General features: G+C 59.4%; 12 protein-coding genes and 1 pseudogene. 7 read left to right on the top strand and 6 right to left on the bottom strand.

Annotated elements, in window-relative coordinates; translation table 11 throughout:
- Nucleotides 1-117: 117 nt before the first annotated feature.
- Nucleotides 118-987 carry a LysR substrate-binding domain-containing protein gene (locus tag QK293_RS14755; RefSeq protein ID WP_282378094.1) on the top strand — a complete coding sequence of 290 codons (870 nt, stop codon included), beginning with the start codon at nt 118-120 and terminating at the stop codon, nt 985-987.
- Here QK293_RS14755 and QK293_RS14750 read toward each other — a convergent pair.
- The 6 genes from QK293_RS14750 to QK293_RS14725 form a co-directional block, all read right to left on the bottom strand.
- Nucleotides 971-1,567, bottom strand: a complete 597-nt coding sequence (locus QK293_RS14750; protein ID WP_282378090.1) for a flavin reductase family protein — start codon at nt 1,565-1,567, stop codon at nt 971-973. The genes QK293_RS14755 and QK293_RS14750 overlap by 17 nt on opposite strands.
- Nucleotides 1,568-1,697: 130 nt before the next feature.
- Nucleotides 1,698-2,882: a patatin-like phospholipase family protein gene (locus QK293_RS14745; RefSeq protein ID WP_282378088.1), complete on the bottom strand. Its 1,185-nt coding sequence runs from the start codon at nt 2,880-2,882 to the stop codon at nt 1,698-1,700.
- A 102-nt stretch (nt 2,883-2,984) separates the two neighbouring features.
- Nucleotides 2,985-3,449, bottom strand: coding sequence for a MaoC family dehydratase (locus QK293_RS14740; protein WP_282378085.1), 465 nt, complete (start codon nt 3,447-3,449; stop codon nt 2,985-2,987).
- A gap of 66 nt (nt 3,450-3,515) precedes the next feature.
- On the bottom strand, nt 3,516-4,616 hold the full coding sequence (locus tag QK293_RS14735; protein ID WP_282378082.1) for an AI-2E family transporter: 1,101 nt from the start codon (nt 4,614-4,616) through the stop codon (nt 3,516-3,518).
- Nucleotides 4,617-4,694: 78 nt separating this feature from the next.
- A complete protein-coding gene (locus tag QK293_RS14730; RefSeq protein WP_282378080.1) occupies nt 4,695-5,330 on the bottom strand; it encodes a response regulator transcription factor in 636 nt (211 codons plus the stop codon).
- Between the two features lie 4 nt (nt 5,331-5,334).
- Nucleotides 5,335-7,611 carry a PAS domain S-box protein gene (locus tag QK293_RS14725; protein WP_282378077.1) on the bottom strand — a complete coding sequence of 759 codons (2,277 nt, stop codon included), beginning with the start codon at nt 7,609-7,611 and terminating at the stop codon, nt 5,335-5,337.
- A gap of 230 nt (nt 7,612-7,841) precedes the next feature.
- On the opposite strand from QK293_RS14725, the gene QK293_RS14720 reads away from it, so the two are divergent.
- The 6 genes and pseudogenes from QK293_RS14720 (at nt 7,842) to phaR (ending at nt 15,460) form a co-directional block, all read left to right on the top strand.
- On the top strand, nt 7,842-9,464 hold the full coding sequence (locus QK293_RS14720) for an acyl-CoA synthetase (RefSeq protein WP_282378074.1): 1,623 nt from the start codon (nt 7,842-7,844) through the stop codon (nt 9,462-9,464).
- Nucleotides 9,465-9,595: 131 nt separating this feature from the next.
- A pseudogene (locus QK293_RS14715) lies at nt 9,596-9,922 on the top strand (DUF485 domain-containing protein).
- The gene (locus QK293_RS14710) at nt 9,922-11,592 is read left to right on the top strand and encodes a cation acetate symporter (RefSeq protein WP_282378071.1); all 1,671 of its coding nucleotides are present in this window, start codon (nt 9,922-9,924) and stop codon (nt 11,590-11,592) included. The pseudogene QK293_RS14715 and the gene QK293_RS14710 overlap by 1 nt, the downstream one beginning before the upstream one ends.
- A 70-nt stretch (nt 11,593-11,662) precedes the next feature.
- On the top strand, nt 11,663-13,435 hold the full coding sequence (locus QK293_RS14705) for an acyl-CoA dehydrogenase C-terminal domain-containing protein (RefSeq protein ID WP_282378066.1): 1,773 nt from the start codon (nt 11,663-11,665) through the stop codon (nt 13,433-13,435).
- Between the two features lie 128 nt (nt 13,436-13,563).
- Nucleotides 13,564-14,832, top strand: coding sequence for an OprD family porin (locus QK293_RS14700; RefSeq protein WP_282378064.1), 1,269 nt, complete (start codon nt 13,564-13,566; stop codon nt 14,830-14,832).
- Between the two features lie 112 nt (nt 14,833-14,944).
- Entirely contained in the window at nt 14,945-15,460 is a 516-nt protein-coding gene (gene phaR / locus QK293_RS14695) for a polyhydroxyalkanoate synthesis repressor PhaR (protein WP_282378061.1), read from the top strand.
- The last annotated feature ends 129 nt before the right edge of the window (nt 15,461-15,589 follow it).

Here is a 15,589-nt window from a genome sequence, read left to right as displayed (position 1 = left end):
TCTTGCAGGGCTGATGGCCTACAGGCCGGGTACCTGCCGTAAAGGAAAACACAGAGGAAAACCTCAAACCAATAATATAAAGTCGCCCCTGTATAAGTGAAATCTATAGGGTGACCCATGCGAATTCGGCAACTTGAGTGCTTCAGAACCTTGATGATCCACGGGACGATGACCCGTGCTGCGGAGCTTTTGGGCATTTCTCAACCGGCCATTAGCAGCACCATTGCCAATCTGGAGCACGAGACCAGCCTGAAACTCTTCGTGCGCAAAGGCGGTCGACTGCAACCCACCCCCGAAGCCCGGCTATTTTTTGTCGAGGCGGAACGAGCGCTGGAGGCGGTGGAGAAAACCAATCGCATCGCCAAGGAGATTCGGACCGGGAAACGCGGTCACCTGGCAATTGCCGCCTACGCCAGTATCTCGATCAACCTGTTGCCACGCTTGATGGCCGAATTCGCGAAAGAGCGTCCGGGGCTTGAGCTCAAAATCATCACTCGCAACTCCCAGTCTGTTCGTGAGCTGATGTCGACGCAGCAATTCGACCTGGCCATCGCCGAACTGCCCCTCGACTACCCGTCCTCGAACATGGAGGTGATTTCATACGAATGTCAGTGCATGGTGCCGATCGGCCACCCCCTCGCAGAACTGGACGTGATTACGCCTGCTGACCTGGATGGCATGCCTTTCGTTTCGCTGTTCAAGGGTGACCCGATCTACCAGCAGTTGGCCATGGCTTTTTCGGCGTGCGGGGCATCCTGGAACGTGGTGGCCGAGACAGAGTTCTTCTCCACGGCCTGCGAACTGGTCTGCGCCGGAGTGGGCGTCGGGATCATCGACCCGGTAGTCAGCCTGCCCTTCACCAGGAATCTGGTCCTGAAGCCATTCTCGCCGGTGATCAAATACGAGATCGCCCTACTGCTTCCCACCCAGGAAGAGCCCTCGCAGCTGGCGCGAGAATTTGCCCACTTCCTCAGGCAACGCCTTTAACAGGCTCGCCGATCGTTGAGAACTGGCCGTAACCGAGCCGGGCCAATGGTCGGACTTTGGAGAGATCGATACGTCCTTCGGTGAGGCAGGTTTTGTTGATATGGAGGCCGACAACCCGGCCGATGATCAGCAGGTTTTCCTCAATCTCCGAGGGTAGCTCGATAGCCTTCAGCAACACGCACTCAATGTGTATAGGCGATGCTTTAACGCGCGGAGGCATTACCAGCGAAGACGCCTCACATTCGAGTCCCACCCGATCAAACTCATTGACCTCAGGCAGTGCTGCTTCACTGGATGCCCGTACTTCAACGCGCAGGTCATAGGTGGCCATGTTGACGACGAACTCACCGGTATCGAGAATGTTTCTGGCCGTATCTTTTGCGCCGTGAGCATGTCGACCATTGGAGCCAAAAACGACAATCGGCGGGTTCTCCGACAGCGCATTGAAGAAGCTGTACGGCGCCAGGTTCGGTACGCCGTCCTTGCTGAGTGTGGAAATCCAGCCGATCGGTCTCGGTACCACACAACTCATCCAGTGTTTGTTGATTTTCTCATCATCCTGCCCCGTCACAAGAAACATAAATCGCCCTCCCGCGTGTACTGATAGCGGGAGTGGAACACCTTCCTTTGCGAAAAAATAATACTGAATCTTGCTGTGGCTATAAGTGAAATCTATACGCGTTCGGCTTAGAAGTCGGACTGCGCCTCTCTCACGTATTCGGCGATTTATGCCACGGATAGCCTTTCGCGCTGAGTTGAAAGGCGTAATCGAATAAGCGCTTCATGTATTCGCCATCAAATTTATGATTGCGAGAAATATCAAAATCGGCGCCGATGTACGCCAAATTGAAGTCCGCCCCATCCTGCTGCGCAATTCGGTAAATACGATCCAGATCGCTGATCCCCTGAGTCTGGATCAATGCGCTGATGGCTCGACCGCCGATGCTCAAGGTGCGGCGCTTCGTTCCAGACCACTGCGGCTCCAGTTTGCCGTTGCGAATGACATAGAAATGCCGTTCATCACGCAAACGCGCCCCGGTCACGCGGTTCAGCGCCATCACGGTGCCTGGAGGGTAAAGGAACACCTGAGTAAGGACGCCTCCGTCCACGTGCATTTCCTGAAACTGTTGGCCGTCAACGTCCACATCGATCATGACCGGTGAGACGGCGCCGGGAATACTCATCGACGCGACCATGATGTTGCGAAACAGGTGAAGCGCTCCTGGTGCTTCGCTTGCGGCAATAGCGCCCATGTTCCACGTGACGGGCCGCGCTGAATCAAGGTCGGTTGTGCCGATCATCAGGAGTCGTCCTTTGGCGTATTCCAGCGCGATCGCCGCCAGCGTCTCGGCAGTGACGTACTTTGCAATGAGTCGCGACAGGGGCTTGCTGTCCGCTATGCCGTCGCTGGCAAGACGGGTCAGCACATTGCGCGAACGGAAAACGTCTTTTGGACCGATTGCGTGGCAGATACGCAGAATGAAGCCGTCATACTCAGGCCCCAGATACGCGAACGGGGCAACCAGGGCACCAGCGCTAATGCCCGTGACGATCTTGAACACGGGTCGAGTCCCATGCACGGTCCATCCCGTAATTACTCCCGCCGCGAATGTGCCTGCGTCACCGCCCCCCGAAACGGCCAGCATATTTGCCAGCGGCAGGGTATCGTTCGGCAGCCCTGCGCTGGCGAGCGCCTCGGCCTCTCGCAGATTGGCCTGACTCACATCCCGAATGAACGGAGTCAGGTCCTGGTCCAGCCAGTAGCGAGCATCTGGAATGCCGGGGATGAGCGCTTTTTCGGTTAACGTCGGCGGCACAGCATCACGGCGTTGCAGGCACGCTTGACGCAACATGTTCAGCGTTGAGGCACTAGGTCTGAGCAGGAATGGTTTCAAGACGCCTCCTCCGGGTCCCTGCAATCGACAGAGAACGCGCTCATCTATTCAGTGAGATGGCCTCACCCATCATGCGCGCTCCACACACCCATGATTAGCCTCTCAATCAGGCGGCGGTGTTCTGAATACCAGCAGTTTGCCGGTTGCTCGCTGCACGACCTTGTCATTCTGATTGAGTGTTTCCATGAACAGGGTTACCACGCCCCGGTCTGGCTTGGAGCTGGACGGTTCGATGGCCTGCACGGTGCATTGCAGACGCAATAGATCGTCCGGGTACGTCGGCGTCGGCCAGCTCAACTCGATGCCCAGGCCGATGATCCCGTCCGCCAGCGGTACGCTGGCAACCAGCAGTTTCATGGTCAACGCCGCCGTGTTCCAGCCACTGGCGGCCAGCGCACCGAACAGGCTCAAGCCGGCGGCCTCGGGATCAAGGTGAAAAGGTTGCGGATCGTACGCTTGAGCAAAGGCCAACATCGCCGCTCGTTCGACTCGAACGGTGTCGCTTTCGAACACCTGACCCAGGCTCAGGTCATCGAGGTAGAGTTTTTCCCAGGCATGGATGGTCATGATTCAACCCTCTCTCGTCAGGGCGAGCGGCCTGAACATCTTTCATGCTAGCGCAAGCCCAGGCAGTCATAACGTCGGCGGGACGTTCGGTGTGTCCTGCGGCTGATCCCGCACCCATTGCCAGAACAACCGATAGCCGACCGCAAGCACCACCGGGCCGATGAACAGTCCGATGATGCTGCTGGTGACCATGCCGCCCAAGGCACCGATCAACACCACCGGCATCGGCACATCGACACCGCGCCCCAACAGCAACGGTTTAAGTACGTTATCCACCAGGCCGGCAACGAAGACATAGATGGCGAAGACGATGGTCGCCGTGCTGGCACCCTCGGTGGCGAATACAATCGCAATCACGGGCAGCGTAATCAGCGTTGCCGGTAATTGCATGATGCCGAGCAGCAGCACCCCCAAGGCAAGCAGACCGGCACCTGAAACACCCTTGAGCACGAAACCGAGGCCCACCAGCAGCATCTGGATGAAGGCAATGCCGACCACCCCCAGCGCGACCGCACGGATCGTCGCGGTACACAGCTCGGCGATTTTCGGCCCCTTGCCCGGACCACTGACGCGGGTCGCGATCTCGACCGCACTGCGGCTGCCGCTCGCGCCATGGGCCATGAAAATGCCGGCGATGATCAGCGCAAAGATAAAGGTGAGGAAGCCCATGCCGACGCCGGCAAGCTTGCCCAACAATGTCAGGCTGACGCCTTTGATCTGCGGTACGTACTTCTCCGTCAGACCGGGAAGATCGGTTGAAGCCTGCAGCCAGAAGCCTGATAGGGGTTTGCCGACCAATGGCCAATCGGCGACTGAATCGGCCGGTGGCGGAATATGGAAACCGCCGTCCTTGACCACGCTTATCGCGTGCTCGACCGAGTCGGCAATCGAGGTGCCCAACAGATAGATCGGCACCATGAGAATAACGATGGCGACCAGCACAATCAGCGTCGCAATACGCCCCTCTTTCTGACCCAACGGCCCCTTGAGCCGCTCTTGCAGGGGATAAAGGGTGATCGCCAGGATCAGCGACCACAGCATCAGGTCGCGGAACGGGCTGAATATCTCGAAGCAGAAAAGCACCAGAATGGCGATCAGCCCGGCACGAATCAGGACGTCAAGCAGGCTGCGAGTGAACGCCTTCTCGGAGCTGGACGTGGGCACCATTGCTGCCTCCCTGCAGATCGCTGCAAAGGTATGAGATCGGTTAGCCCGGCATAGACGCTCAATAGAAAACGCGAGAAATCACCGCAGCTTGAGCGGATCGACCAGTTCAGCGGCGATGGCCATGCCCACCAGATCCGGCAAGGTATTGGCCTGCATGCGTTTCATCACCCGCGAGCGATACAGGTCGACGGTTTTTGCGCTCACGCCCAGTTGTTCTGCGATTTCACGGGTGGTGTAACCCTGCACCAGTGGCAGCAAGACATCGCGCTCCCGTGGGGTCAGTGTGAGCAAACGCGCCTGCAGTTCTTCGTGTCCCTGATTGCCTGAGCGGCTGGCCGCGCAGTTGCTGAGCGCCTGTTGCACGCTGTCCAGCAGCAATTGCTCGTTGTAGGGTTTCTCGATGAAGTCATGGGCGCCTGCCTTGAAAGCGCGGACCACGATCGGCACATCGGCGTGCCCGCTGACGAAAATGATCGGCAGGTTCAGCTCACGTACGCGCATTTCTTCCTGCACGTTCAAACCGCCCATGCCGGGCATGCGAACATCGAGCAGCACGCAGGCATCGAGCGTGGCATCACAGGCACTGAGAAACGCTACGCCACTGGTAAACGGCAAGGCTTTGAGCCCTACCGACTCCAATAACCAGACCGTTGAATCGAGCATGCCTTGGTCATCGTCGACCACATACACCACGTGCTCCGTCACACCTGCCATTACGTTATTCCTGTTGTTGTTTTGTTGGGCCGGCCAGCGGCAAACGGCAACACATCAGCAGCCCGACAGGTTGGCGTCGGGCCTGCAACTCGCCACCGAAACCTTCGATGATGCTGCGGCTCATGGACAAGCCAAGTCCCAGACCATCGGCCTTGCTGGTATAGAACGGGGTAAATATCTGCTCCAGTTCCGGCTCGCTGACGCCTGGCCCCTGGTCTTGCACACTGATTTCCACGGTTGCACCACCGCCCTGCCCCGCAGCCATCACGATCAATGACGGCTGCCCCGGGTGTCGTTCGCGGTTGGCATCGATGGCATTGCGCAACAGATTGAGCAGGACCTGCTCCAGCAGCACCCGGTCGGCGTAAATCGGCGGCAGATTATCCGGCAGTCGATCCTCGATTGTCACTTGGCAATTGCTCGCCTCCCAGGCACACAAACGCACGGCCTCGCGGGCGACGTCGGTGAAGTTCAGGGCCTGCATCCGGCGTTGTCCCTTGCGCAGAAACGCCCGCAAACGTCTGATCACTTCCGAGGCATGCGTGGCGTGATGGGTAATGCGTTCCAGCCCTTGCGCCACTCTTTCGGCGGCCTGGGGATTGGAATCCAGCGTCTGTAAGTAGCGCTGGCTGGCGTTGGCGTAATTGACCACCGCCGCTAACGGCTGGTTGATTTCGTGAGCGATGCCCGAGGCCAATTCACCCAGGGTGACCAACCGCGCGGTGTGTGCCAGTTCGTCCTGATGACGGCGCTGTTGCACCTCACGCAGTTCACGCTCGGTCATGTCCCGTGCGACCAAGGAGTAATAGCGCTCACCGCCGGCCGAACGGTGCGCCAGCAGCACCAGCGATACCGGCACGGAAGTGCCGCCACCCGGTGGCTGCAACCGCGCCTCGGTGCTCCAGACACCGTCGCGTTCGGCGCTGCTCCAGCCATCTCGCTGTAGACGTGCCAGGTCGCTGCTGGCGAACAATTGCGCCAGGGCTGGCATCGGTTGTTGCTCGTCGATCCCGAGGATGCGTCGTGCCGCTGGATTGAGGTAAGTGACCTGCCCTTCAGGGTCGATGAACAACACCGGATCGGTGTTGGCTTCGACGACTTCCGCCAGCCGCCGTTTGTTCTCCTCGGCTTGCACCCTGGCGGTAATGTCCCGGGAGACGCTGACCACTTCGACCACCGTCCCGGTGTAGGTTTCACGAATCGCCCGGCTCGCGGTTTCGAACCACAGGTAATGCCCGTCTCGATGGCGAATGCGGTATGTCATCGTGTGATAACCGTCCTGCTCCAGGGCATCCCGCGCACGCTGCACCAGGCTGGCCAGGTCCTGACCATGGAACAAGCCCTGGGCCATTTGCCCGCGCAACTCCTCCGGCCAGTAGCCGAGCAATGTCCAGGACGCCGGGGAAGCATCGAGAAAGCGCCCATCGGGTGTATGCCTGGAAATCAGGTCGGTGGTGTTCTCGATGATCAGCCGGTACAGCCGCCGTGCCGTGGCCGCTTCACGCTTGGCCAGCACTTGTGCCGTGGCATCGCGGCAACGGGCGAGCACGCGGTTGTCCTGGGGATCGGGGATAAACGTCCAGATCAATATCTGCGCTTCGAACTGGGCCTCGACCACCTCGATAGCGCGTTGCTGGTCAAGGCAGGCGCGCACCAGCACCCGGTGATTGACCGGCAAAAAACCCAGCACATCGGTCAGCGGCTTTTCGGCGAGCAGTGCCAACAGCGCGGCATTGAACTCCAGCGGCCGGCCCTGCGCATCGAGCAACAGACTCGGTTGCGGATCGTGGCCCAACAGCGGCGAGCCGCGCAGCATACCGTTGACGCTGCTCAGCAACGTCGTCAGCAAGTCCTGCACCCAACCCAGCCAATCAAGACTCACGCCCTCGCACACTTCCACCAGCAATAACCCCGGCTGCCCCGGTTGCAAGGCCAGATCAAACACCTGGCCATGGCTGATGGCGGCCCGACGCAATCGACCGGACAACCAGCAATCGAGTTGCCGTACTTGCGCCAGATCCAGGCGCCCCGCCTCGACCAATCGATCAAACAGCAACTGATCGCTGGCCAGCGACGGGTCACCCAGGCCCGGAGGGAAATGCTGGGCGGCGCCCTCGTGGCTGTAAATCCGCGCAGTGGGTTGCCAACTCAAATAAACCGCCCGGCGCACCTCGGGACATTCCTGCAATGCACGGCACAACGCATCAGCCCGGGCGGCCAGCGACACACCCTCGCGCTGCAGGCGCAACCAGCTGTGCAATCGAACGGGAGTCAGGGTCATCACAGGTCCGCTTCGTTGGGGAAGCCAAGGATATACCGGCCTCGGCGGTGTCACTGTATTCATTTAGACCTGCCAGAATAAAATATAGTACATGTCCTATATGACATAGGTTGTACTTCCATATGTGCAGCTGAATGTTATATAAAGCAGACCGGACATAAAAGGCGACCTCAGCGGCTACGCTGCAAGGTCACCTATAGAGCTAACAATCAGCCACCGAGTACCCGTACATGTCGATCTATGAACAAGGGCTAGGCCCTGCGGCTGTCAATCATATTGCCTTGTCTCCGCTCAGCTTCATCGAGCGTACCGCCAGCGTTTATCCGGACTACCCCGCCGTCATCCATGGCTCTATCCGCCGCACGTGGGCGCAGACCTACACCCGCTGCCGACGCTTGGCTTCGGCACTGGCCGGTCGTGGTATCGGCAAGAACGACACGGTGGCGGTGATGCTGCCCAACATTCCAGAGATGCTTGAAGTGCATTTCGGCGTGCCGATGATTGGCGCGGTGCTTAACCCACTCAACGTGCGTCTGGATGCCGAAGCCATTGCCTTCATGCTGCAGCATGGCGAAGCCAAGGTGCTGATTACCGACCGTGAGTTCCATGATGTGATTCACGCAGCGATTGGCATGCTGGATCACCCGCCACTGGTCATCGACGTTAATGATCCGGAATACGGCGAAGGCCAGGCTGTCAGCGATCTGGACTATGAAGCGCTGTTGGCCGAAGGCGATCCGGCCTACGCCTGGCAATGGCCGACGAACGAATGGGACGCCATTTCGCTGAATTACACCTCAGGCACCACCGGCAACCCGAAAGGCGTGGTCTACCACCATCGCGGTGCTTACCTGAACTCGTTGGGCAACCAGATGACCTGGGCCATGGGCAACCATCCGGTCTACCTCTGGACCCTGCCGATGTTCCACTGTAACGGTTGGTGTTACCCGTGGATCATCACCGCGCTGGCCGGTGTGCATGTGTTCCTGCGCCGTGTCGATCCACAGAAAATCCTCACGTTGATCCGCGAGCATCAGATCACTCACCTGTGCGCTGCACCGATCGTGCTCAACGCGCTGGTCAACATGCCGGCGTCGGCAAAAGCGGCGATCGATCACCCGGTCAACGCCATGGTCGCCGGCGCCGCGCCGCCGGCCAAAGTGATCGGTGCCGTGGAAGAAATGGGCATCAAGGTCACTCACGTTTATGGCCTGACCGAAACCTATGGTCCGGTGACGCTCTGCGCCTGGCATGCCGAATGGGATGAGTTGCCGCTGGAAGAGCGAGCGCAAATCAAATCCCGTCAGGGTGTGCGTTACCCGACGCTCGAAGGCGTGATGGTCGGCGACTCGAAGACGCTGGAACCCACCCCGCGTGACGGTCAGACCATCGGTGAGATCTTCATGCGCGGCAATACCGTGATGAAGGGCTACCTGAAGAACCCGACCGCCACGGCCGAAGCGTTCGAAGGCGGCTGGTTCCACACCGGCGACCTGGCGGTGTGTCATCCGAACGGTTATGTGGAGATCAAGGACCGACTCAAGGACATCATCATTTCTGGCGGCGAGAACATCTCCACCATCGAACTGGAAGGTGTGCTCTATCGCCATCCGGGTGTGATGGAAGCAGCCGTCGTCGCCCGTCCCGATGAGAAGTGGGGCGAAACGCCCTGCGCCTTTATTACATTGAAAGCTGATCACCAGGACGTTCGCGAGGCCGACATCATCAGTTTCTGCCGCGAACATTTGGCCGGCTTCAAAGTCCCGCGCACGGTGATTTTCACCCTGCTGCCGAAGACTTCGACCGGCAAGATCCAGAAGTACGTTCTGCGCGACAGGGCCAAAGCGCTCTAACCGAATCGACGTTGTACCCGTCAAGCGGCCGGTGTTTTTACTGGCCGCTTCGGGCTCGTGCAGGCCGAAATCGGCCCTGCCCCGCCCTTGAATACCAAAAGCATCGATAACAAAAACAAGGTGGAGCCACCATGATCGACATCCATTCAACCGATACCCAACGCTGTGAACGCATTCGGTCCAACCCGAAATTCCTTCAACTGGTGAGCAGCCGTTAGCGCCTGGCCTGGTCGCTGAGTGCTGCGGTGCTAGTCACTTACTACGCGTTCATGCTGGTAGTGGCGTTTGCCCCGCAATGGCTGCATGCGCCAATCGCCGAGCATCGGATGTTGACCCTGGGCATGCCGGTTGGCGCGGCGATCATCGTGTTTTCCTGGTTACTCACCGGCTGGTATGTCTACCGCGCCAACACGCGCTTCGATGCCCTGGGCGCCGCTATTCTCGAGGAGAGCAAGTAATGAACCTGCTCCGTAAACTTATCCTCGCCGCTGCCGGACTGTTGCCGGCCTCCGTTGTGCTGGCTGCGCCCGCGCTGGGTGCGGTGGAAAAACAACCGCTCAACCTGCATGCGATCGGCATGTTCTTTGTGTTCGTTTTAGGCACGCTGGCCATCACCTGGTGGGCCGCGCGGCAAACCAAATCCACTTCAGACTTCTACACCGCGGGCGGTGGCATCACCGGGTTCCAGAACGGTTTGGCGATTGCCGGTGACTACATGTCCGCCGCCACCTTGCTGGGGCTGTCCAGCCTGGTGTTTGCCAAGGGCTACGACGGCTTCATCTATACCATCGGCTTCTTCGTCGGCTGGCCGATCATCACCTTCCTGATGGCCGAGCGCCTGCGCAACCTGGGGCGCTACACCTTTGCCGACATCGTGTCCTATCGACTGGACCAGAACAAAGTGCGGATTTTTGCCGCCTTCGGTTCGTTGACGGTGGTGTGCTGCTACCTGATCGTGCAGATGGTCGGTGCGGGTCAATTGATCAAGCTGCTGTTTGGTCTCGACTACCCGGTTGCGGTGGTGATCGTCGGCGCACTGATGCTGGTGTATGTGATTTTCGGCGGCATGATCGCGACCACCTGGGTACAGATCATCAAGGCCGTGCTGCTGCTTGCCGGCGGTACGACCCTGGCGGTCATGGCCATGTCGCAATTCGGTTTCAGCTACGAAGCCCTGGCCACCAAAGCCGTCGAGGCTCATGCCAGTGGCTGGAACATCATGGGCCCCGGCTCGATGCTCGCCGACCCGATCAACACCGCGTCGATGTCGCTGGGCCTGGTGTTCGGGATTGCCGGCCTGCCGCACATTCTGATGCGTTTCTTCACCGTGCCTAACGCCAAAGAGGCTCGCAAATCGGTGTTCTACGCCACCGGTTTCATCGGCTTCTTCTTCCTGGTGGTGTGCACCCTGGGCTTCGCCGCGATGGTGATCATCGGCACCGACCCGCAGTACTACGTCAATGGCGAAGTCGGCGGCACCTTGATGGGTGGCGGCAACATGGTCGCCATGCACCTGGCCAAAGCGGTCGGTGGCAACCTGTTCTTCGGTTTCCTCTCGGCCGTAGCCTTCGCCACCATCCTCGCGGTGGTCTCCGGGCTAACCCTGGCCGGTGCTTCGGCGATTTCCCATGACCTCTACGCCACGGTGTTCAAGAAGGGCAAAGCCAGCGAGAAACAGGAAATGCGCGTGACCCGCATGGCCACGGTTGGCCTGGGCATCATCGCGATTCTGCTGGGCATTCTGTTCGAGAAAATGAACGTCGCGTTCCTGGTGGGCCTGACGTTCGGCATCGCCGCGTCGACCAACTTCCCGGTGTTGATCATGGCCATGTACTGGAAAGGCTTGACCACCAAAGGCGCGATCATCGGCGGTTTCGCCGGCCTGCTCTGCGCGCTGGTGCTGGTGATCCTCTCGCCAGCGGTCTGGGTCACTGTGCTCGGCCATGCTCACGCGATTTTCCCGTACGACCACCCTGCGCTGTTCTCCATGCCGCTGGCGTTCTTCGTGATCGTCATGGTGTCGAAACTCGACCGCAGCGTGCGGGCCGACAAGGAGCGTGACGCTTACGCCGACCAGTTCGTTCGCGCCCAGACCGGCCTCGGCGCCGCCAGCGCTTCCAGCCATTGATTGAAAAAGGGCACGGCCCGCCGTTGCGGCGCCGTGCCCACTGTACAACCGTCCCTTTGAGGTTCACGTTATGCCCGAATTCAACGCCCCGCTGCGCGACATGCGCTTTGTGCTGCATGAAGTGTTCGACGCCCCGGCCCTGTGGGCACGCTTGCCGGCCCTGGCCGACAGTGTCGACGCCGCCACCGCTGACGCCATTCTTGAAGAGGCGGCGAAAGTCACCTCGTACCTGATTGCGCCGTTGAACCGCAGCGGCGATGAGGAAGGTGCCCAGTGGGCCGATGGCCAGGTCAGCACGCCGATCGGGTTCAAACAGGCTTATGCCACCTACATTGAAGGCGGCTGGGTGGGTCTGTCCGGTAACGCTGATTTCGGCGGCATGGGCATGCCGAAGATGCTCGCCGTGCAATTCGAAGAAATGCTCTACGGCGCCAACTCAAGTTTTGCACTCTATTCCGCGTTGAGTTCCGGTGCCTGTCTGGCGCTGGATGCCCACGCCAGCGACACCCTGAAAAACCTCTACCTGCCGCCGATGTACGAAGGCCGCTGGGCCGGTTCCATGTGCCTGACCGAAGCCCACGCCGGCACCGACCTGGGGATTATCCGCACCCGTGCCGAACCTCAGGCCGATGGCAGCTTCAGCATTTCCGGCAGCAAGATCTTCATCACCGGGGGTGATCAGGACCTGACCGAAAACATTGTCCATCTGGTGTTGGCCAAACTGCCGGACGCGCCTGCGGGGCCCAAAGGCATCTCGCTGTTTGTCGTCCCCAAAGTGCTGGTCAATGTCGACGGTTCCCTCGGCCAGGCCAACGCCGTGAGTTGCGGTTCGATCGAACACAAGATGGGCATCAAGGCCTCGGCCACCTGCGTGATGAACTTCGACGGCGCCAACGGTTGGTTGGTCGGCGAAGCCAACAAAGGCTTGGCAGCGATGTTCACCATGATGAACTACGAGCGCTTGTCCATCGGCATTCAGGGCATTGGCTGCGCCGAAGCGTCCTATCAGAGCGCCGTCGCCTATGCCCGCGAACGTGTGCAGAGCCGCGCGCCGACCGGTGCCATCGCCCCGGACAAAGTGGCCGACCCGATCATCGTCCACCCCGATGTGCGGCGCATGCTGCTCAGCATGAAAGCCATGACCGAAGGCGGTCGCGCGTTCGCCAGTTATGTCGGTCAGCAACTCGATCTGGCGAAGTTTTCCGATGACGCCAAAGAACGGGACAACGCCCAAACCCTGGTCGCGCTGCTCACCCCCGTGGCCAAGGCGTTTTTCACCGATACCGGTCTGGAAAGCTGCATCAACGGCCAGCAAGTGTTCGGCGGCCATGGCTACATCCGCGAGTGGGGCCAGGAACAATTGGTCCGTGATGTGCGCATCGCGCAGATCTACGAAGGCACCAACGGCATTCAGGCCCTGGATTTGCTCGGACGCAAAGTGCTCGCCGATAAGGGGATCGCGCTGCGCCAGTTCACCGGCGAGATTCGCCGCTTCGCCCATCAGCCCGGTGCGCCCTACTCCACTCAACTGTTCGATGCCGTGCAGCGTCTGGAGGACCTGAGCGACTGGTTGCAGGATCAGGCCGCGACCCATCGCAACGAAGTCGGTGCCGCTTCGGTGGAGTATTTGCACCTGTTCGGTTATGTCGCCTACGCCTGGCTTTGGGCGCGCATGGCACAGGTTGCCCAACAAAAGCGCGGTGAAGATGAAGGGTTTTATGGCGCGAAGATCGCCACCGCCGACTTCTACATCCACCGCCTGTTGCCACGCATTTTGAGTCTGGAGCAATCCATTCGCGCGGGCAGTGCCTCCTTGTTTGGCCTGAGCGCCGAACAGTTCTAACGATTGAACCGCACGCGGCGCCACGCTCCTATCTCTTCGGCGTTCGCGTTTTTTATTGATAAGCCCTCGCCCATCTGGCGAGGGCCGCGGGACCTGTCTTTCCATAATAAAAACAAAGGGGCTTCACCATGGACCGCAACACCCACACCCGCGCTACCCGACTGTTGCTGGCCGGCGGCGTCATCAGCCTCTCGGCCCCCGCCGCCGCTGACTTTGTCAAAGACAGCAAGGCCAGCCTTGAGCTGCGCAACTTCTATTTCAATCGAGACTATCGCCAGGACAACGCCCCCCAATCCAAACAAGAGGAATGGGCGCAGGGTTTCCTGCTGCGCTATGAGTCGGGATTTACCGAAGGGTTGATCGGTGTCGGCTTCGATGCCATTGGACTGGTCGGCGTCAAGCTGGATTCAAGCCCTGATCGCGCGGGTTCCGGTCTGCTCAGACGCCATAGCGATACCCGCAAAGGTGCTCAGGACGAGTACGGCGAACTGGGCCTGACCGCCAAAGTGCGGGCCTCGAAAAGTACGCTGAAACTCGGCACCCTGCTGCCGAAGCTGCCCACGGTATTGGCCAACGATTCACGGCTGTTGCCACAAACCTTCAAGGGCGGTCAGTTGACGTCGCTGGAAATCGAAGACCTGACCGTGGATGCCGGGCGACTGACGCAGGTCAATCAGCGTGACTCCTCGGACTACGAGGACATGGGCATCACCCGGACCGGTGCCAAGGGCATCACCACGCGTCATGTCGACAGCGACAGCTTCGATTTCGCCAGCCTGAACTACAAATGGACCAGCAACCTCGCCACCGGCTACAGCTACGGCCATCTCGACAACTTCTACAGCCAGCACTTGGTCAACCTGACCTACGTGTTGCCGGTCACAACCGGCCAGTCGCTGAAGACGGATCTGCGCTTCGCCCGCTCCACGGATGATGGTGGCAGTAATGTCGATAACAATGCCATTGGCGCGATGTTCACCTACAACCTCGGTGGGCATGCGTTGGGCCTGGGTTATCAAGGCATGAGCGGCGACACCGGCTACGCCTACGTCAACGGCACCGATGCATTTCTGGTGAACTTCGTGCAGATCGGCGACTTCGCCAGCAAAGATGAAAAGTCCTGGCAGGCTCGCTACGACTACAACTTTGCGGCCATCGGCGTTCCGGGTCTGACCTTCATGACCCGCTACATCACCGGCTCCGATATCGATCTGGGCAACAACCGCCCGGAAGGCAAGGAATGGGAACGTGATACCGACATCGGTTATATCGTGCAGAGCGGCCCGCTGAAAAATGTCGGGGTGAAGTGGCGGAACGCGACGGTGCGCTCGACTAACTTCGGCAGCGATCTGGATGAAAACCGCCTGATCGTCAGCTACACCTTGCCGATCTGGTAAGCAAAACCTTCCCGCAGATCATTCCCACGCAGAGTGTGGGAACGATCATCCGCGGCAGTGGCCAGAGTAGGATAAGATGCCTGCAAACCAGGCTTGCCACGAGATGCCCCGTATGCCAGATAACAGTCGGAACACTCCCCGCCTGATCAAGAAGTACCCCAATCGCCGACTGTATGACACCCACACCAGCAGTCATTTGACGCTGGCGGACATACGCCAGTTGGTGGTCGACAAAATTGCCTTTCAGGTGGTCGATGCCAAGAGCGGCGAGGATCTGACGCGCAGCATCCTGCTGCAAGTGATTCTGGAAGCCGAAAGCGGTGGTGAGCCCATTTTCACCACCGAGATGCTGATGGGGATTATCCAGTTCTACGGCCCTTATCAGGGCGTACTCGGCAGCTACCTGGACAAGAGCATTCAGACCGTCATCGACATTCAGTCCCAAACCGGCGCGCAGTCGTCCGAGGCCTGGAGCGACTTTATGCATCAACAGGCCCCGGTGATGCAGGATCTGATGCGCCAATATGTCGACCAGTCAAAGGCGCTTTATCTGAACACCCAGAACCTGTTTGGCATGTTTGGCGGCAAGCCTGACGCTGATGGTGCAAAGAAAAAAGACGGTGAATGAAGTACTCCCGAGTCATTGACAGTAGCGCGACGTGTACTAGGCTCACAGTCATCCTGACGCCCCCACTGAACCACAGCACTTGAATGCAAGGCGTGGTGAAGTCGTCAATATTTAGCGCCTGCTCGCAGC

It is taken from the genome of Pseudomonas sp. AL03, from assembly GCF_029960815.1.
GTDB lineage: Bacteria > Pseudomonadota > Gammaproteobacteria > Pseudomonadales > Pseudomonadaceae > Aquipseudomonas.
The sequence above is the reverse complement of the archived record's forward strand: the minus strand, read 5'-3'. Positions and strand labels throughout refer to the sequence as shown.